General features: G+C 65.7%; 20 protein-coding genes and 3 pseudogenes. 15 read left to right on the plus strand and 8 right to left on the minus strand.

Translation table 11 applies throughout. The features are described 5' to 3' along the window. The coding region (locus AC5Y36_RS23250) for a Zn-ribbon domain-containing OB-fold protein (protein ID WP_500043331.1) at positions 1 to 328 on the minus strand (328 nt) is incomplete at its 3' end. Between the two features lie 57 nt (positions 329 to 385). On the opposite strand from AC5Y36_RS23250, the pseudogene AC5Y36_RS23255 reads away from it, so the two are divergent. Beyond that, positions 386 to 734: pseudogene (locus AC5Y36_RS23255) on the plus strand (thiolase family protein); the annotation flags it as partial. 74 nt (positions 735 to 808) lie between these two features. Next, positions 809 to 1,576, plus strand: a pseudogene (locus AC5Y36_RS23260) (thiolase family protein); the annotation flags it as partial. Positions 1,577 to 1,578: 2 nt separating this feature from the next. Here AC5Y36_RS23260 and AC5Y36_RS23265 read toward each other — a convergent pair. Further along, positions 1,579 to 2,253, minus strand: coding sequence for a winged helix-turn-helix transcriptional regulator (locus AC5Y36_RS23265; RefSeq protein ID WP_500043332.1), 675 nt, complete (start codon positions 2,251 to 2,253; stop codon positions 1,579 to 1,581). A 123-nt stretch (positions 2,254 to 2,376) separates the two neighbouring features. On the opposite strand from AC5Y36_RS23265, the gene AC5Y36_RS23270 reads away from it, so the two are divergent. The 5 genes from AC5Y36_RS23270 (at position 2,377) to AC5Y36_RS23290 (ending at position 4,922) form a co-directional block, all read left to right on the plus strand. Beyond that, a complete protein-coding gene (locus tag AC5Y36_RS23270) occupies positions 2,377 to 3,186 on the plus strand; it encodes a class I SAM-dependent methyltransferase (RefSeq protein ID WP_500043333.1) in 810 nt (269 codons plus the stop codon). A 52-nt stretch (positions 3,187 to 3,238) separates the two neighbouring features. Beyond that, positions 3,239 to 3,595 carry a carboxymuconolactone decarboxylase family protein gene (locus AC5Y36_RS23275; protein ID WP_500043334.1) on the plus strand — a complete coding sequence of 119 codons (357 nt, stop codon included), beginning with the start codon at positions 3,239 to 3,241 and terminating at the stop codon, positions 3,593 to 3,595. Beyond that, the gene (locus AC5Y36_RS23280) at positions 3,592 to 3,861 is read left to right on the plus strand and encodes a metal-sensitive transcriptional regulator (RefSeq protein WP_500043335.1); all 270 of its coding nucleotides are present in this window, start codon (positions 3,592 to 3,594) and stop codon (positions 3,859 to 3,861) included. Before AC5Y36_RS23275 ends, AC5Y36_RS23280 begins: the two co-directional genes overlap by 4 nt. A 23-nt stretch (positions 3,862 to 3,884) precedes the next feature. Beyond that, positions 3,885 to 4,286: a DUF302 domain-containing protein gene (locus AC5Y36_RS23285; RefSeq protein WP_500043336.1), complete on the plus strand. Its 402-nt coding sequence runs from the start codon at positions 3,885 to 3,887 to the stop codon at positions 4,284 to 4,286. A gap of 162 nt (positions 4,287 to 4,448) precedes the next feature. After that, positions 4,449 to 4,922, plus strand: coding sequence for a homocitrate synthase (locus AC5Y36_RS23290; protein WP_500043337.1), 474 nt, complete (start codon positions 4,449 to 4,451; stop codon positions 4,920 to 4,922). A 114-nt stretch (positions 4,923 to 5,036) separates the two neighbouring features. Here the strand turns inward: AC5Y36_RS23290 and AC5Y36_RS23295 are convergent, their stop codons facing one another. Then, complete coding sequence (locus AC5Y36_RS23295) at positions 5,037 to 6,512, minus strand: cytochrome P450 (RefSeq protein WP_500043338.1); 1,476 nt, start codon at positions 6,510 to 6,512, stop codon at positions 5,037 to 5,039. Between the two features lie 115 nt (positions 6,513 to 6,627). Here AC5Y36_RS23295 and AC5Y36_RS23300 point away from each other — a divergent pair, with 115 nt between their 5' ends. Then, positions 6,628 to 7,275, plus strand: a complete 648-nt coding sequence (locus tag AC5Y36_RS23300) for a TetR/AcrR family transcriptional regulator (RefSeq protein ID WP_500043339.1) — start codon at positions 6,628 to 6,630, stop codon at positions 7,273 to 7,275. Between the two features lie 39 nt (positions 7,276 to 7,314). Next, complete coding sequence (locus AC5Y36_RS23305) at positions 7,315 to 8,181, plus strand: SDR family oxidoreductase (protein ID WP_500043340.1); 867 nt, start codon at positions 7,315 to 7,317, stop codon at positions 8,179 to 8,181. Here the strand turns inward: AC5Y36_RS23305 and AC5Y36_RS23310 are convergent. The 4 genes and pseudogenes from AC5Y36_RS23310 to AC5Y36_RS23325 all read right to left on the minus strand — a co-directional run. After that, a complete protein-coding gene (locus tag AC5Y36_RS23310) occupies positions 8,178 to 9,353 on the minus strand; it encodes an AAA family ATPase (RefSeq protein WP_500043341.1) in 1,176 nt (391 codons plus the stop codon). The two genes, AC5Y36_RS23305 and AC5Y36_RS23310, sit on opposite strands and share 4 nt — an antisense overlap. Positions 9,354 to 9,398: 45 nt before the next feature. Beyond that, complete coding sequence (locus AC5Y36_RS23315; RefSeq protein ID WP_500043342.1) at positions 9,399 to 10,649, minus strand: cytochrome P450; 1,251 nt, start codon at positions 10,647 to 10,649, stop codon at positions 9,399 to 9,401. Then, the gene (locus AC5Y36_RS23320; protein WP_500043371.1) at positions 10,646 to 10,840 is read right to left on the minus strand and encodes a hypothetical protein; all 195 of its coding nucleotides are present in this window, start codon (positions 10,838 to 10,840) and stop codon (positions 10,646 to 10,648) included. Before AC5Y36_RS23320 ends, AC5Y36_RS23315 begins: the two co-directional genes overlap by 4 nt. 306 nt (positions 10,841 to 11,146) lie before the next feature. Then, positions 11,147 to 11,296 (minus strand): annotated as a pseudogene (locus tag AC5Y36_RS23325) (TetR/AcrR family transcriptional regulator); the annotation flags it as partial. Positions 11,297 to 11,404: 108 nt separating this feature from the next. Between AC5Y36_RS23325 and AC5Y36_RS23330 the strand changes: the two are divergent. Beyond that, on the plus strand, positions 11,405 to 12,976 hold the full coding sequence (locus AC5Y36_RS23330; RefSeq protein WP_500043343.1) for an alcohol dehydrogenase catalytic domain-containing protein: 1,572 nt from the start codon (positions 11,405 to 11,407) through the stop codon (positions 12,974 to 12,976). A gap of 89 nt (positions 12,977 to 13,065) precedes the next feature. Here AC5Y36_RS23330 and AC5Y36_RS23335 read toward each other — a convergent pair whose 3' ends face one another. After that, on the minus strand, positions 13,066 to 13,668 hold the full coding sequence (locus AC5Y36_RS23335) for a TetR/AcrR family transcriptional regulator (RefSeq protein WP_500043344.1): 603 nt from the start codon (positions 13,666 to 13,668) through the stop codon (positions 13,066 to 13,068). A gap of 90 nt (positions 13,669 to 13,758) precedes the next feature. On the opposite strand from AC5Y36_RS23335, the gene AC5Y36_RS23340 reads away from it, so the two are divergent. The 5 genes from AC5Y36_RS23340 (at position 13,759) to AC5Y36_RS23360 (ending at position 18,129) form a co-directional block, all read left to right on the plus strand. Continuing rightward, positions 13,759 to 14,316 carry an NAD(P)H-dependent oxidoreductase gene (locus AC5Y36_RS23340; protein WP_500043345.1) on the plus strand — a complete coding sequence of 186 codons (558 nt, stop codon included), beginning with the start codon at positions 13,759 to 13,761 and terminating at the stop codon, positions 14,314 to 14,316. 487 nt (positions 14,317 to 14,803) lie between these two features. Further along, the gene (locus AC5Y36_RS23345; RefSeq protein ID WP_500043346.1) at positions 14,804 to 15,043 is read left to right on the plus strand and encodes a redoxin NrdH; all 240 of its coding nucleotides are present in this window, start codon (positions 14,804 to 14,806) and stop codon (positions 15,041 to 15,043) included. Positions 15,044 to 15,074: 31 nt separating this feature from the next. Further along, a complete protein-coding gene (gene nrdI, locus AC5Y36_RS23350; protein WP_500043347.1) occupies positions 15,075 to 15,521 on the plus strand; it encodes a class Ib ribonucleoside-diphosphate reductase assembly flavoprotein NrdI in 447 nt (148 codons plus the stop codon). A 2-nt stretch (positions 15,522 to 15,523) separates the two neighbouring features. Continuing rightward, a complete protein-coding gene (gene nrdE, locus AC5Y36_RS23355) occupies positions 15,524 to 17,659 on the plus strand; it encodes a class 1b ribonucleoside-diphosphate reductase subunit alpha (protein ID WP_500043348.1) in 2,136 nt (711 codons plus the stop codon). Positions 17,660 to 17,745: 86 nt separating this feature from the next. Next, positions 17,746 to 18,129: a VOC family protein gene (locus AC5Y36_RS23360; protein WP_500043349.1), complete on the plus strand. Its 384-nt coding sequence runs from the start codon at positions 17,746 to 17,748 to the stop codon at positions 18,127 to 18,129. Positions 18,130 to 18,134 lie beyond the last annotated feature (5 nt).

Genomic DNA, 18,134 nt, shown 5'->3' on the forward strand with positions numbered 1-18,134 from the left:
CGGTGGCGGGGACGAAGACCGTGACGTCGCCGTCGATCCGGGCCCGTACCGGCATCCCGCAGGTGACCGAATCCGGTTCGCAGTCGACGATGTTGGCGGCCAGCCGCAGCCCGTCCTGCTCGGCCAGCTCGATGATCGCGATGACATACGGGGTGGGGATGGCCGGATTGAAGCCGTGATGGTTGACGGTGTAGGTGAACACCGTGCCCAGCCCCGACACCGCACGCGATACCAATGCGGCGCCGCAATCGCGGCAGTTACCCGCCGGGGGATGCACCCAGCGCGCGCAGGCGGCGCAGTGCTCGATACGCAGTTGGTCCGCTGACATAGGACATACAGTACGACATACAGTAGGTCCTCAGGGCGAGTGGATTGGACGGTGTGGATGCACTACTTCGAGAAGGACGCGATCGTGTCCGGGATCGGCATCTCGCGGATCGGTCGTCGCACCGGGATTCCGGGGCTTGAGCTGACGCTGGAGGCCGCACGCGCCGGTATCACCGATGCCGGCCTGCAGCCCGCCCAGATCGACGGAATCGCGACCCTGGGCGACACACCGGCCACCGAGGTGGCGGCCGCGCTGGGCATCGAGGTGCCCGACTGCGGAACCGGCTTCGACACCGGCGGCCTGCTCAACCCGGTCATGTCGGCGTGCCGCGCGGTGTCGGAGGGCAGGGCCCGTCATGTGCTGGTCTATCGCACGGTGCAGATGCTCGCCGGAACGGTGCCGGCATCGTCGGACGCGGCTCCGGCGTCGGAACCCAACGAGGCGATGGCGCGCATGGTGTCCTCACGCGGCAACGGGATCGGGCCGATGGACGACGTCGCGGACCTGATTGCGGCGCATGCCTACTCGGCGGCGAACTGGTTGGCGCTGGCGTGTCGTCGGCACATGCGGCTCTACGGCACCACCAAAGAACAGTTGGGTTGGTTGGCGATCAACAGTCGGCGCAATGCGGCGTTGAATCCCCTTGCGGTGTATCGCGACCCGATGACGATGGCCGACTATCTGGCCGCACGCACGGTGTCGACGCCGTTCGGGCTCTACGACTGCGATGTGCCGGTCGACGGGTCGATCGCGCTGGTGGTGTCGGCCGCCGACTATGCCGGTGACTGCCCGAACCGGCCGGTGGCGGTGGAGGCGATCGGTGGCTCCGACGGCGCGGGCGGCTGGTTCCACCGCGCGGATTATCCGAAGATGGCTTCCGCCGATGCCGCCGCGCAGCTCTGGTCGCGGACGGACCTGCGGCCCGCCGACCTCGATCTGGCCGAACTGTACGACGGATTCACCTTCCTGACGTTCGCCTGGCTGGAAGCCCTCGGTATCTGCGGTGACGGCGAGGCGGGCCCGTTCGTCGAAGGAGCAGCACGGATCGCCCTGACTGGCGAACTGCCGCTGAACACCTACGGCGGGCAATTGTCGGCGGGCCGGATGCACGGCTACTGGGTATTGCACGAGGCATGCCTACAACTGCGCGGCCAGGCGGGGGAGCGCCAGATGGCACGCCGTCCCGAGGTCGCCGCGGTCGCCGTCGGCGGCGGGCCGATCGCCGGCTGCATGCTGTTGACCTGCTGAGGTCAGGCCGGCCGCGCGACGTTGGCCAGCGACGAGGTTCCCAGCCACCGCGGCACCGCCTGGCGGATCTCCGAAGCGCCCGACACCGCCAGGCTGCCGTCGAGCATGGCCCGCGACCACGACACGTCGCCGCGCCAGACCTGGGTCAGGGTGCGCAGGCTGGTCTCGATGGTCGCCGCGATCTCATACCCGGGGTCGAAATCACAGGCGTCGGCTTGGCCGTCGGTCACCACCAGCCACCACCTGGCGGCTTTCGGTGTCACCCCGCTGAGCCGAAATGCCACCACGGTACGTGTCCGCGGCCAGATGTCGATCGGAACCGTGCGGCGGATGTCCCACATCAGCAGGTGCGGATCCAGGTCATCCTCGCCCAGCTCACCGATCCAGCGAGCACCCCACCTGCCCAGCTCCTCGACCACGGTGGCGAGCTCCCGGCCGCATTGCGTCAGGGAATAGCTGGTGCGGCCGTCGATGTCGGTGCGCTGCAGCACCCCGGCCCGGGTCAACGATTTCAGCCGTTTGGACAGCAAGGCGGGCGACATCTTCGGCACCCCGCGGCGGAGATCGTTGAAATGCGTGCTGCCCTTGAGTAGTTCGCGCACGACGAGCAGAGTCCATCGCTCATCGAGGAGCTCCATGGCCTTGGCCACCGGACAGAACTGACTGTATGTCGACACGGTGCACCTCCTGTCGTCTCAGTACACGCTCCCGGGACGGCGCTGGCTAGTACACATTCTGAACCGAGAACGGTTCAGATCGGGCACTGGAATTCCGTCACCGCTGTGCGCACCCTGACGGCTATGACGATCGACACCGCACTCGAAGACAAACACCGTGCCGTCTGGGCGCTGGGCGATTACGCCACCGTGGCGGCCGAGGTGGTCGCGCCGCTGGGGCCGGTAATGGTGCAGGCCAGCGGTATCGGGCCCGGCGACCGCGTCCTCGACGTCGCTGCCGGCTCCGGGAATGTGGCGATCCCGGCAGCGTTGGCCGGCGCCGACGTGACCGCCAGTGACCTGTGCCCGCAGCTGCTGGAGCGGGGTAAGGCGCTGGCGGCCGGCCGTGGCGCGACCCTGAACTGGCGGGAGGCCAACGCCGAGGCGCTGCCCTTCGATGACGGGGAGTTCGACGCGGTGGTGTCCTGCATCGGTGTGATGTTCGCTCCGCACCACCAGTTGGCCGCCGACGAACTGGTGCGCGTCTGCCGGCCCGGCGGTCGGATCGCTCTGATCAGCTGGACACCCGAGGGATTCATCGGCCAGATGTTCGCGACAATCGGCGGGTATCTACCGCCGCCGCCCGACGGGGTGTTGCCGCCGCCGCTGTGGGGGCGCGCCGACCACGTCCGCCACCTGTTCGGGCAGCGGGTCGACGACCTTACCGCGCACCGCCGCGTGCTGCGGGTGGACCGGTTCGCTGACGGCACGGCCTTCCGCGAATTCTTCAAAACCAACTACGGGCCGACGATTTCCGCCTACCACGCCCTGGCTGGTGAGCCGGCGCGGACGGCGGCGTTGGACGTCGCGCTGGCGGATCTCGCCGAGCGACAGCTGGCCGGCGCCACGGCGATGGACTGGGAGTACCTGCTCGTCACTGCGCGAAAGCGTTGACTGCATCACAAACGACTGGCGCGAAGATACCCCTAGGGGTATAGTTCTCACTATGACTCACCACGATCTGCTGACCGATTTGAACCCACAACACCGCGCGCTGCGCAAGGTGATTCCCGACGTGTACCGCGGCTTCTCCGAACTGAGCAAGGCCGCCTTCGCCCCCGGGTCGCTGGACACGAAATCCAAAGAGCTGATTGCGTTGGCCATCGGCGTCGTGCACGGCTGCGACGGATGTATCGCCTCGCACGCCCAAAGTGCCGCCCGTGCCGGTGCGAGCAAGGAGGAAGCCGCCGAAGCCATCGGGGTGAGCATCCTGATGATGGGCGGCCCGGCCACCATCTACGGGGCCCGCGCCTATGACGCGTTCTGCGAATTCGCCGACGCCGCGACGACGGTCCAGCCGTGATCGGGGATCAAGACAGCATCGCTGCGGTGCTCAATCGTCTGCGTCGCGCCCAGGGGCAGCTTGCCGGCGTGATCACGATGATCGAGCAGGGGCGTGACTGCAAGGACGTGGTCACTCAATTGGCGGCGGTGTCACGCGCGCTGGACCGGGCCGGCTTCAAGATTGTCGCGACCGGGCTGCGGGAATGCCTCAGCGGTGCCGCCGCCGACGGGAGCGCACCGTTGACCGAAGCAGAACTGGAAAAGCTGTTTCTCGCGCTGGCGTGAGAACACTCTCAAAGGAGATCGACATGTCCGTTGCGTTATCCACCACCGTGCAGACCTCATTCGACGACGCGGTTCGCCGCACCCGGGAAGCATTGGCCCGGCAAGGGTTTGGCGTGCTCACCGAGATCGATATGAAGGCCACGCTGAAGGCCAAGCTCGGCGAGGACATGGAGGACTATCTGATCCTGGGTGCGTGTAATCCCGGGTTCGCCCATCGGGCCGTCAACACGTTCCGTCAGATCGGCGTGCTGTTGCCCTGCAACGTGGTGGTGCGTGCCGACCCCGATACGCCGCAGACCGTCATCGTCGACGCGATGGACCCGCGGTTGATGGTGCAGGTCACCGGGGAGCCCGGGCTGGGCGAGATCGCCGAGAAGGTGACTGAACTGCTGCAGGACGCCCTGCGCGAGGTCGCCGGCGATTAATCGAGTTGCACGGGCCGGGAAGGCGCGGCTAAGGTCGGCAACGTGCGCAATCTTCTCGTAGTAGCCAGCACCCGCAGCGGGGTCTGATCCAGACCGACCCCCCGCTGTGGGTCGGACGCTACTACCGTCGGTCGCTTTTTCCGAGCAGAAAAGACCGGCACCATGAGCAACTTCACCAGCACCAGCAGTCTTTCCGACCGATTCGGCGCGCCGCTGCCTCGCGGGCTGCGGGAACGCGTCGACCAGATGACCTGGGATGATCTCGTCGCCGCCTACGGGTGCACGCCAGGTCCGGTGCGACTTGGCCAGTGGGCCTGCACCGACGGTGAGCGCCCCGCCACGCGACTGGCGCCGTGCACCTACCAGGCCACCATCGCCGTCGGCGATCACAGCGGAACGTCGACGGCGACCGCCGGCGGGCCGCTGGCCGCGCTCACCGCGATGCTCGATCAGCGCGGTGTCAAAGTCGAGATGCTGTGCTTTCATCAGTTGCGGTCCGGCGAGCACACCGCCACGTTCATCGAGGGCTCCGACGGCCGCCGAGCGCACTGGGCGATCGGCTGGTCGACGGATCGGACTCGGTCGGCACTCGACGCGATGATCACCTGCGCCAACCGGCTGATGACGGCGGCCTGAGGAGGCGCCGACCTACCCGCGAGCGTGCGCAGAATGCCAGATTTCGGCAGTTTTGGCGTGCGACTGCGCACGCTCGCGCCAAGGGGGCTGGGGCCAAGGGTCTGGGGCCAAGGGCTACAGCGGGCGCAGCACCAACGGCATGCCGTCCATCGGGATAGGCATGCCGCCGTAGTCCCAATGCGGCTGGTAGCCGGGGTGCGTCAGCTCCAGGCGGTACTGGCGCAACAACCGATGCAGCACCGTCTTGACCTCAAGTCGACCGAAAACCATCCCGATGCACTTGTGTGCACCACCGCCGAACGGCGCCCACGCATACCGGTGCTTCTTGTGCTCGGCGCGCGGTTCGAGGAAGCGCTCCGGGTCGAACTGGCGCGGGTTGGTGTACAGCTCGGGCAGCCAGTGGTTCATCCCCGGCCAGGTCACCACGTTGGTGCCGCCAGGCACGAAGTGGCCCAGCAGTTCGGTGTCGCGCACCGTCTGGCGCATGTTGAACGGCAGCGGGGTCACCAGCCGCAGCGACTCGTCCATCACCAGGTCCAGCGTTTCGAGCTTTTCCAGCGACTCGATATCCAACGCGCCGTCACCCAGCCGCGCCGACTCGTCGCGGCAGCGTTCCTGCCATTCCGGGTGGGCCGCCAGGTGATAGGCCATCGTCGTGACCGTCGAGGTGGTGGTGTCGTGGGCGGCCATCATCAGGAAGATCATGTGGTTGACGATGTCGGCGTCGGTGAAGCTGTTGCCGTCCTCGTCCTCGGTGTGACACAGCACCGTCAGCATGTCGGTGCCCTGAGCGTGCCGGCGTTCGGCGACCCGTTCGGCGAAGTAGTCCTCGAGCACCTTGCGGCCCTGCAGGCCCTGCCACCATTTGAACGGCGGCAGCGAGGTCCGGATGATCGCGCCGCCGGCCCGGGTGGTCTGGCAGAACGCCTTGTTGATCTTGCCCACCAACTGGTGGTCGCTGGTCGGGTCGTGGCCCATGAACACCACCGACGCGACGTCGAGGGTGAGCTCCTTCATCGCCGGGTAGACCAGGAAGCGGCCGTCGTTGGTGGGCCAGTCGTTCACGATCGCGCTGGCCACCCGGTCGATGTCCTCGACGTAGCTTGCCAACCGCGGCCGGGTGAAAGCCTCCTGCATGATCCGGCGGTGACCCATGTGCTCGTCGAAGTCGAGCATCATCAGACCGCGGTTGAAGAACGGGCCGATGACCGGAAGCCAGCCCTTCTGCGAGTAGTCCTTGCTGCGGTTGGAGAAGATGGTCTGGGTGGCGTCGGGGCCCAGCGCGACGATCGACGGCAGGATGGGCGAATCAGCGAAGGTGACCGGGCCACGGGTGTTGTACAGGTGCAGCGGAAAATCCGGCCCCTGGCGGAACATCTCGACGATGTGCCCCAGGATCGGCAGACCGGAATCGCCGACCACCGGCTTGAGCCCGCTGCCCGGCGGTGGGGCGGCCAGCGTCTTCTGCGGCCAATCGACCGTCATCAGCCGCTTTTCCAGCAACCCCATTCCGGGAATGGTGTTCACCGTCGGGATGAACCGACGTTTGGCCTGGTCGAGCAGGTACTGAGGGGTGCTGATGGTGCTCATCGACGCTCCTTAGCGGGCTGGACAGTTGTGGCAACTGTCACGTCGTCCCTATCCTTCGGTTAAACTTGACGCCTGTCAAGTTTGATTCTGGCGTGGCGTGGGGCAGGGTTCGAGGGTGAGTACAGAGCAGGCGCAGGCACCGGCCGCACCTAAACGACGCGGCGATAAGCAGCGCGAGGCGATTTTGCAGGCGGTGCGCGAGCTGCTGGAGGAAAAGCCGTTCGCGGAGCTTTCGGTCAGCACGATCAGTGACCGGGCCGGTGTGGCGCGATCCGGGTTCTACTTCTACTTCGACTCCAAGTACGCGGTGCTGGCCCAGATCCTCGCCGAGGCCACCCACGAACTCGAGGAGCTCACCCACTATTTCGCGCCCCGCGGCCGCGATGAGTCCCCGGCAGCATTCGCCAAACGGATGGTGGGCAGTGCGGCGGCCGTCTACGCGCACAACGACCCGATCGTGTCGGCATGCAACCTCGCCCGCAACACCGACGCCGAGATCCGCGAGATCCTCGACCACCAGCTCAGTACGGTGATCGACCAGATCGTCGTCGTCGTCCAGGACGAGATGGCGGCCGGTACCGCGCATCCGATCAGCGACGACATCCCGGCGCTGGTACGCACCCTGGGCGTGACCACCGCGCTGATGCTCTCCGGTGACACCTCCTATCTGGGGCCCGACCGCGACGTGCAGCGCGGGATCCGGGTGCTCGAAGCGCTGTGGCTGAATGCGCTGTGGGGCGGTACCGACGCACTTGGCGGGTAGCTGCCCCCGATTCCGGTACCGCCGGTATCGTCTCCACCCATGGCAAATCTGTCGCAGTACTACCGTGGCAAGCGCTGTCTGATCACCGGGGCGGCCAGCGGTATCGGTCGCGCCACCGCATTGCAGCTGGCCGGCTACGGCGCTGAGTTGTACCTGACCGACCGCAATGCCGACGGCCTGGCCGAGACGGTGGCCGACGCGCGCGCGCTGGGCGCCGAAGTTCCCGAGTCCCGGGCGTTGAACATCGCCGACTACGACGAGGTCGCGGCGTTCGCCGCCGACATTCATGCCCGACACCCGGCGATGGACGTCGTGATGAACATCGCCGGGGTCTCGGCGTGGGGCACGGTCGACCGGCTCACTCACGAACAGTGGAGCAAGATGGTCTCGATCAACCTGATGGGCCCGATCCACGTCATCGAGGAGTTCCTGCCGCCGATGGTGGCAGCCCACCGCGGCGGGCATCTGGTCAATGTGTCCTCGGCTGCCGGGATCGTCGCATTGCCTTGGCATGCCGCCTATTCGGCCAGCAAGTACGGGCTGCGTGGGGTGTCGGAGGTGCTGCGCTTCGACCTGGCGCGGCACCGCATCGGGGTGTCGGTGGTGGTTCCAGGCGCGGTGAAGACCCCGCTGGTCAACACCGTCGAGATCGCCGGTGTGGACCGCGACGACCCGAACGTCAATCGCTGGGTGGACCGGTTCGCCGGTCACGCGGTCACACCGGAGAAGGCCGCCCAGAAGATCCTGGCCGGGGTCGCCCGCAATCGCTACCTGGTGTACACATCGCCGGACATCCGGGCGCTGTACGCCTTCAAGCGGGTGGCGTGGTGGCCCTACAGCGTATTGATGCGGCAGGCCAACGTGCTGTTCAGTCGGGCACTGCGTCCGACGCCGGTGTCGCGCTAGCGAGTGCCCCACTCCCACGCCGGGGTGTCGAGCATTCCCAGCCCGGCGACCCGGGTTTCGCCGAAGTCCTTGTACAACTCGATCTCGATGGCGCCCCGGGTGCGCTCGGCGACGGGCGCTGTGTCGAGGAAATCGAGCATTACCCGCGAATGGGTGACCACCAGAACCTGTGTCCGCTTCGCCGCGGTCCGGATCAGGCCTGCCAGGGGTGCGACCAGGTCCGGGTGCAGCGAGGTCTCCGGCTCGTTGAGCACCATCAGCGACGGTGGTTCCGGGCTGAGCAGGGCTGCCGCCCACAGCATGAACCGCAGTGTGCCGTCAGAGAGTTCGGCGGCCCGCAGCGGACGCAACATGCCGCGTTGATGCAGGTTCAGGTTGAACAGACCGTGGTGGACCGCGACCGACACGGTGGCGCCGTCGAAGGCGTCGCTCAACGCCCGATGCAGGTCGTCACCTCCTGCTTCGATGATCGTCTGGATCGCGGCCGCCAGGTCACCGCCGTCATCACAGAGCACCGGGGTGCGGGTTCCGACCTGCGGGTGCCGGGCCGGTGCGGCCGCATCAACCCGGAACCCGTCGTAGAAGCGCCAGCTGCGCAGCCGGTCGCGGACCGCCGAGAGCTCCGGATGCGCTGCGGGATGCGCGAATTCAGCGAGCAGACTGCGGTAGGCCGGCAGCGACCGAGACAGCTCGTCCGTGCCGGTCTCGGTGCTGGCCTGCGCATGTTGGCGGGTGCGGGTTATCAGCGTCGAACTCCGACGCATCACCGGCGCGACAAACACCGCCTCGCGCTTGATCTCCGGGTCGCGGCCGAACGCCGAGTCCGGACCAGCCTGCTGCGGCAGGCCGAGATCGATGAGATACCCGAAATCGTTTGAGGAGAAACCGAGTTCGAGTGAGATCGGGCGGGTGCGGACGGTACCCTGGGTGGTTCCGGTGCGGCGGGCGCCGCGCGGTTGTTCGGGCCCGGCCCACAGCACCGACTCCAGCCCGCCCTCGCGTGCCAGCGAGCCGATCGCTGCCCCGCGGCCACAGTCGGCGAGCAATCGCAGTGACCGGTACAGCGACGACTTGCCGGTGCCGTTGGCGCCGGTGACCACGGTCAGCTCGCCCAGTGGCACGATCACCTCGCGCAGGGAGCGGTAACCGCGCACCGCGACAGTCGACAACATGTCGGCAGGTTATCGGGCCGGTGCGACACCCGCCGCGATGGGTCTTCAGCGCAGTTCGTAGCGAACCGGCAGGTGTTTGAGGCCGCCGACGAACGTGGTGGCTGCCAGGTCCGGCTCTCCTTTGAGTTCAATGGATTTCAGTCGTGGTAGCAGTTCGGTGAAGAAGCTGCCGATCTCCATGCGGGCAAGCGCGGCGCCCATGCAGAAGTGCACCCCGTAGCCGAACGCGAGGTGGTGGTTGACGGCGCGGCCGACGTCGAAGCGGAACGGGTCGTCGAACACTTCCTCGTCCCGGTTTGCTGACACATAGGAGAGGTACACCGACTCGCCGGCGGCGATCGGCACCCCGCGCACCTCGGTGTCGGCGGTGGCGGTGCGCATGAACTCTTTGACCGGGGTCACCCAGCGGATCATCTCCTCCACGGCGGTCGGCATCAGATCCAGGTTGTCGCGCAACCGCTCCCGCTGGTCGGGGTGCTCGATCAGCGCGCGCAGCCCACCGGAGATGGTTCCGCTGGTGGTGTCGTGGCCGGCGGTGGCGATGATGACGTAATAGGACGCGGTGTCGATGTCGGACAGCGGCTCGCCGTCGATGCGGGCGTTGGCGATCGCCGACGCTAGATCATCGGTTGACTGCTCGCGGCGGGACGCCGTGAGTGCGCTGAAGTAGCCGAAGAAGTCGAGCAATACCTGCAGCAACTCCTCTGGAGTGCTACCGCGCCGAAGCTCGCTATCGTCGCCGCCGAACAGTTCCTGGGTCAGCTTGAGCATCCGCGGAAAGTCCGATTCGGGCAGTCCGAGCAGCGACATGATGACGAACAGCGGATAGTTGACGGCGACCTCCTGCACGAAATCGCACTCCGGCCCGACCTCGGCCATCCGGTCGACATAGATTTTCGCCAGTTCGTCGACGCGTACCTTCAGCGCGCGCATCGCCTTGGGCCGGAACCAGTCCGCGCCGATCGCCCGCACCACCCGGTGCTGCGGGTCGTCCATGTGGATCAGGGTGCGCAGTCCCATCCCGGCAACCAGCTGGGCGCGTGCAATGTCATCGGTGTCCGCGGTCTGCAGTAGCGGCCGCGGCTCGTTGATCCACAGCTGATGGTCCCGCTCAATGTCCATGATGTCGGCGTGGCGGGTGACCGCCCAGAATGGTCGGTAAGGAGGGCAGTCCACCAGAGATACCGGCGCATGGGTCCGCAGGTGGGTCAGTGCAGCATGCAGCCGTGGCTCGTCGGCATACGCCGTTGGGTCGGCCAGTACATTTGCGACGTTGTCGCTGATCGGTGTGTTCATTTCTCTCCGCTGTTAGCCCGATGGGATCCCGAGGCGGCGACCGCGTCGGTCAGCAGTCGGGCGTGGACGTCGATGTAGTCGGCGCGAGACAGGGTGACATCGCCACCGGCTAGGGCGGCGGCCGCGTCAGCTTGGCCACCGACTAACACCAGGATGGCCATCCGAAGTCGGGACCGGGTGCGGTTGTTCATGCGCCCGATGGCGGCGTTGACTTGTTCGGCGACGAAATCGGCGTAGCGGCGTACGGCGGCACGTTTGTGTTCGGCGATGGCGGGGATCCCTACCGACTCTGCGTAGAGCCGGGCTTTGCGCGGGTCGCTGATGATGGCGTCATAGAAGACGGCCAGACCGGCGCTGGCACGCTCGAAAAGGTCTGGGCCACAGGATTGCACGGTTGCGATGGTGGTGCTGATGACCTCGTCGATGACACTGTCGAATACGGCGGCGAGCAGTTCGTCACGGTTGCCGAAATGTTCGTAGAAGTATCTCTGGGTCAAGCCGGCGCGTTTGCACACCGTGTTCATCCGCAGCCCTGCGACGCCGACCTCGCCGATCTCGGCCAGGGCCGCATCGAGGAGCGCGGCTCGACGATCTGCGAGGCGTTCGTCGGCGCTGACGCCGCGGAAGGGTCTGGACACGGTGGTCATGAACTCAATGTTGACACAAGACTGTTCCTGACACAACACTGTGTCAGGAATTGGTGGAGTGGCACTGTGTGGCCCGAACCGCAGGAGCTCGGCGAGAGGATGACGGAAATGAATGTCGCACAACGCTTTCAGGAACTGGTCGAACGGGCCGACCCGCCGACTCTCGACGAGCTCGACGAGGTCTACGAGTCTGCCGAGGCGATCGGTATTGCCGATGTTTTCGGGGAGTGGGCGGGTGGGTTATTCGGTGTCGGCCATCCCGCCGAGGCGCAACTGGAGGCAATCCGGTGGGCGGGCAAGTCGTTCGCTGGCGCCGACGACGTGGCGCCGATCGTCTGCTTCGATGAATCCGGGCAACGATTCGCCAACCCCAGTTTCGGTGGGGCGGACGTGAGGATGACCGAATACCGCGGAAGTGCGACCGCGACCATGGTCTACCGCAACCTCCCGATGGCCGACCACTTTCGGCGGATCTCCGACACTACCCTGATCGGCGCGATGGAAGCTCCCGGCCAGCAGCGTCCCGGCTACTTCTATCTGACCAAACTCACGACCCGCGATCGACCCCGCGAGCTGCGATTCGTCGCCAACACGCCGGCACGCGTCGCGACCGCCGCCATACTGCATGAGGCGGGCGCGGCATTCGCCCTCGGCGATATCGAGATCGAAGCGCCGCGACCCGACGAAGTGTTGGTGCGCATCGAGGCCTCCGGGATCTGCCACAGCGACCTCGTGCTCGCCGCGATGGCCACCTCTCCGCAGCTGCCTCTGGTACTCGGTCACGAGGGCGCCGGAATCATCGAGTCGATCGGATCACAGGTCACCGGCCTGCGTGCCGGTGACCGGGTCGTGCTCAGCTACGCCTGGTGCGGGGTCTGCGCAAACTGCTGTCGCGACCGGATGGCCTATTGCGCACATGCCAACCTGCTGAACCTCAGCGGGGTTCGCATCGACGGCAGCGCCGGGGCTCGGCAGGGCGACACACCGGTGCGGGCGCGGTTCTGCGGTCAATCCTCATTCGCCACCTATGCACTTGCCGCCGCTCACACCGTGGTGCCGGTGCCCGACGACGTCCCATTCGAAGTACTGGCTCCACTGGGATGCGGTGTACAAACGGGCGCGGGGACCGTCCTAAACGCATTGCAGCCCGAACCCGGCTCCTCGATCGCGATCTTCGCGGCTGGATCGGTGGGGCTGTCGGCGATCATGGCCGCCAAAGTGGCTGGCTGCGGGCAGATCATCGCTGTCGACCCCAATCCGCAGCGCCGTGAGCTCGCCCTTGCGCTCGGCGCCGCCACCGCGGTCGATCCCGGCGACGTCAGGTGCGCAACTCGCCACGGCGTGGACTACGCCATTGACTGTATTGGCAAACCCGACGTCACCCGAGCGGCGATTGGCGCGCTCGCCTCGCCGGGTGTGTGCGCAACCGTCGGTCTGCAGGGAACGCGGACGCTCGTCGAACTCGATCAAGCAAAGCTCGTCGGCAAGGGACAGACCGTGCGCGGTGTCGTCGAGGGTGAGGCGGTACCACGAACGTTCATTCCGCGGCTGATCGACCTGTATAGAACCGGCCAGCTACCGGTCGACCGCATCGTCACGACGTTTCCGCTCACGCGTATCAACGACGCGATTTCGGCAACCCGGCACGGCGACGTTGTGAAAGCCGTTCTAGTCCCGTAGCGACCACTCGGCGACCATAACCAGTAGCCCTGCACGTGCCGGCGAAGCACTCGGGAATGCGGGACAGCATCCGCCGCTATCGACTCGGCCTACACCCCACACAACTTGCGCGCCAACGATTCCCACGCGTCACCGAGCGATTGCAGGGTCTGGCCGCGGTCGTTCAACTGGTGTTCGACGTAGTCGGCGTCGAGCAACGCCAACAGCGCGTCGGTTTGGGCGTCGAGGTCGCCGCTGCTGGCGGCCGAGGCCAACAACACCCGCACGTGCGTGCGCAGTACCCCCGAGGCCGGCCCATAGCGCGTCTGCGGATCCCGGTTGGCTGCCGACAGCAGCGCGTGATGCGCGTGCGCGAAACACAGTCGGTCTCGTCCGAACGCCAGCAGACGTTGCAGCGGTGGCGCGTCGGGGCCCAGCGGGGGAGGGCCGAACAGGAAGGCCTGTTGGCTGGCCCGCTCGTCCTCGTCGAGCAGCACCATCATCAATCCGGATCGACTGCCGAAGCGGCGGAACAGCGTGCCCTTGCCGACGCCGGCCGCCCCGGCGATGTCGTCCATGGTGACCGCGTCCGGCCCGCGCTCGGCGATCAGCCGTCGGGCTGCCTCCAGCAGCAGCACCCGGTTGCGCGCAGCGTCGCCCCGCTCTTGCGGTGCGGAAAAGGGCAGGTCACGCACCCGATCTGCGGTGCTCACCAGGTCACTGTAGCGCGTGGGAACAAACCGGACTAGAGTCCGGTTGGGTTGTGCAAGGATGTAGACAACGACCGGAGGGAACTCGAAGTCATGACCGAGAACAATGCCGACATCAAGATTCTGGCGCTGGTGGGGAGCCTGCGTGTCGAGTCGGTGAACCGCCAGATCGCCGAGTTGGCAGCCGAAGTCGCCCCGGCCGGGGTCGCCGTGACCGTCTACGAAGGGCTCGGGGACCTGCCGTTCTACAACGAAGACATCGACACGCCCGAGGATGTCCCGGCCGGCGTCACCGCGCTGCGTGCGGTCGCCGCCGACGCCGATGCCGCCCTGGTGGTCACCCCGGAGTACAACGGCAGCATCCCCGCAGTGCTCAAGAACGCGATCGACTGGTTGTCCCGCCCGTTCGGTGACAGTGCGCTCAAGGACAAGCCGCTGGCGGTGATCGGCGCGGCGATGGGACGCTACGGCGGCGTGTGGGCGCACGACGAGACCCGCAAGTCGTTCGGTATCGCCGGCCCGCGCGTGGTCGAGGCGATCAAGTTGTCGGTGCCGTTGCCGACGCTGGACGGTGCGCACCCGACTCAGCACGCCCAGCTGGTAAACGACGTGCGCGACGTCGTCGGCAAGCTCGCCGCCGAGGTGCGCTGAGCCGCCGCGTTCGTTAGCTCGTCGAGGTCGGCGTCAGCACGGAAAAGGCCGAGTGAACCCGCCGCTGACGTCGATCCCGAGGCCGATGGCACTGTTTGCCGACGGGGGAGCGGTCGGCCGGCGGGGGATTTCTTGTCGGAGCCTGGTGGTAGACCTGGTGTGTTAGCGCCCGCGGACGTGTTTTGTGATCTGCGACACGCCGAGGGCAACGTGTGGCGGGGGCTTACGACCAGGGAATTTCAAGAATGTTGTTCAGAACATCTAGTATCGCTTCTCAAGGGGGACCACTAGGTGTAGTGTTTCGAACACCGACAGACCCCAGATTCACCAGGTCAACCGGGCCCGGGGGATTGCTTCAATCCCTGGCCGATATATCGGCCGAAGCGGCTCGGGGCCGGGGAATTTTGCCGCCCGCCGGTCCGCTGAACAGTAGTACGTCATCCGTTATCCGTCCGTTGTCAAAGTTCGCTGAGGAGCTCTGTCGCTGATGACCATCACCGTCTACACCAAGCCCGCATGTGTCCAGTGCAACGCCACCTACAAGGCGTTGGACAAGCAAGGCATTGCCTACGAGACGGTCGATATCACCTTGGACTCGGAGGCGCGGGACTACGTGATGGCGCTCGGATACCTGCAGGCCCCGGTCGTGGTGGCCGGCGGCGAGCACTGGTCGGGTTTCCGTCCCGACCGCATCAAGGCGCTCGCGGAGACCGCGCTGAGCGCATAGTCGACGCGACTACGGGGGCAAGGAGGTCGCAATGCCCGGCGGCTTGGTCTATTTCTCCTCGGTGTCGGAGAACACCCATCGCTTCGTGCAGAAGCTGGGCATGCCGGCAACGCGGATTCCGCTGCACGGGCAGATCGAAGTCGACGAGCCCCATGTGTTGGTGCTGCCCACCTACGGTGGCGGACACGCCACACCGGACATCAACGTGGGGGGCTACGTCCCCAAGCAGGTCATCAAGTTTTTGAACAACGAGCACAACCGGGCGTTGCTGCGCGGCGTGATCGCCGCCGGCAACAACAACTTCGGCGCCGAGTTCTGCTATGCGGGTGACGTCATCTCGCGCAAGTGCGGAGTGCCCTACCTGTACCGCTTCGAATTAATGGGAACCCCCGACGACGTGCAAGCCGTCCGCGACGGTTTGGCTGACTTCTGGAAGGACGAGACGTGCCACCAACGGCCGCAACTGCAGAGCCTGTGACGATGCCCGCGCACAGCGGGGCACAGAGCGAGACGGACTACCACGCCCTGAACGCGATGCTCAACCTGTACGACGCCGACGGCAACATCCAGTTCGACAAGGATGTGCTGGCCGCTCGTCAGTACTTCCTGGAGCACGTCAATCAGAACACGGTGTTCTTCCACAATCAGGACGAGAAGCTCGACTACCTGATCGGCAAGGACTACTACGAGCGCGAGGTCCTCGACCAGTACTCGCGCAACTTCGTCAAAACGCTGCTGGATCGCGCCTACGCCAAGAAATTCCGGTTTCCGACGTTCTTGGGGGCGTTCAAGTACTACACCTCCTACACGCTGAAGACCTTCGACGGTAAGCGTTACCTCGAGCGGTTCGAGGACCGGGTGGTCATGGTGGCGCTGACGCTGGCCGCCGGTGACACCGTGCTGGCCGAGCAGCTTGTCGAGGAGATCATCGAAGGCCGCTTCCAGCCGGCCACCCCGACGTTCCTCAATTCCGGGAAGAAGCAGCGCGGTGAGCCGGTGAGTTGCTTCCTTTTGAGAATTGAGGACAACATGGAGTCGATCGGCCGGTCGATCAACTCCGCACTGCAGCTGTCCAAGCGCGGCGGGGGAGTGGCGTTGCTGCTGACCAACATTCGTGAGCACGGCGCGCCGATCAAGAACATCGAGAACCAGAGCTCGGGCGTCATCCCGATCATGAAACTGCTGGAGGACTCGTTCTCCTACGCCAACCAGCTGGGTGCGCGTCAGGGCGCCGGTGCGGTATACCTGCACGCGCATCACCCCGACATCTACCGATTCTTGGACACCAAGCGAGAGAACGCCGACGAGAAGATCCGGATCAAGACGCTGAGCCTGGGCGTGGTGATCCCGGACATCACCTTCGAGCTGGCCAAGAAGAACGAGGACATGTACCTGTTCTCGCCGTATGACGTCGAACGCGTCTACGGCCTGCCGTTCGCCGACATCTCGGTCACCGAGAAGTACTACGAGATGGTGGACAACCCGGCGATCCGCAAGACCAAGATCAAGGCACGCGAGTTTTTCCAGACGCTGGCCGAGCTGCAGTTCGAGTCCGGCTACCCCTACATCATGTACGAAGACACCGTGAATCGGTCCAACCCGATCGACGGCAAGATCACCCACTCGAACCTGTGCTCGGAGATCCTGCAGGTGTCCACGCCGTCGCTGTTCAACGACGACCTGTCGTATGCCAAGGTGGGCAAGGACATCTCGTGCAACCTCGGGTCGCTGAACATCGCCAAGACGATGGACTCGCCGGACTTCGCGCAGAGTATCGAGGTGGCGATCCGCGCATTGACCGCGGTGAGCGATCAGACCCACATCACCTCGGTGCCCTCGATCGAGCAGGGCAACAACGACTCGCACGCCATCGGCCTGGGCCAGATGAACCTGCACGGCTACCTGGCGCGGGAGAGCATCTTCTACGGCTCTGAAGAGGGCATCGACTTCACCAACATCTACTTCTACACGGTGCTCTACCACGCACTGCGGGCCTCGAATCGCATTGCGATTGAGCGGGGTACGCACTTCAAGGGCTTCGAGCGTTCTACCTACGCCTCGGGGGAGTTCTTCGATAAGTACACCGAGCAGCCATGGGAGCCGGCCACCGAGCGGGTGCGTAAGTTGTTCGCCGATGCCGGCATCCGCATTCCCAACCAGGACGACTGGCGTCGTCTCAAGGAATCGGTGCAGGCCCACGGCATCTACAACCAGAACCTGCAGGCGGTGCCGCCGACCGGGTCGATCTCCTACATCAACCACTCGACGAGCTCGATCCACCCGATTGTGTCGCGGGTGGAGATCCGCAAGGAAGGCAAGATCGGCCGTGTCTACTACCCGGCGCCGTACATGACCAACGACAACCTGGAGTACTACCAGGATGCCTACGAGATCGGCTACGAGAAGATCATCGACACCTACGCCGCCGCCACTCAGCATGTGGACCAGGGGCTGTCGTTGACGCTGTTCTTCAAGGACACCGCCACCACCCGCGACGTGAACAAGGCGCAGATCTACGCGTGGCGCAAGGGAATCAAGACGCTTTACTACATCCGGCTGCGGCAGATGGCGCTGGAAGGCACTGAGGTGGAGGGCTGCGTCAGCTGTATGCTGTAGGGGGACAAGACAATTCGCGGGCCAGGGAAAATTTCTCTGGCCTGCGTCTTGTTCACAGACTCACCGGCGTGGATAGGGTGGGCGGCGTGACCCGCATCAGACCCTTCCTCATGTTTCAGGGCGGCACCGCCGCCACCGCGATCGAGATGTACCTGGCCGCGTTCCCGGGCGCCTCCGTGGTGTCCGTGACCCCGCACCCCGAACCGGCCACCGGCATCATGCTGGCCGAGCTCGACCTGGCCGGGCTGCGTGTGCTGGTCAGTGACAGTGCGGTCACGCACGGCTTCGACTTCACCCCGTCGAGCTCGCTGTTCGTGGACGTCGCCGACCGCTCGGAGCTGGAACGGCTAGTGGCCGAGCTGGGGGAGGGCGGTGCCACCCTCATGCCGCTCGGTGACTACGGCTTCTCCACCGCGTTCGCCTGGGTCAACGATCGGTTCGGAGTGTCCTGGCAGCTCAACCTGCCGTGAGTCAA

The sequence above is a fragment of the Mycobacterium sp. NGS50 genome (assembly GCF_059812545.1).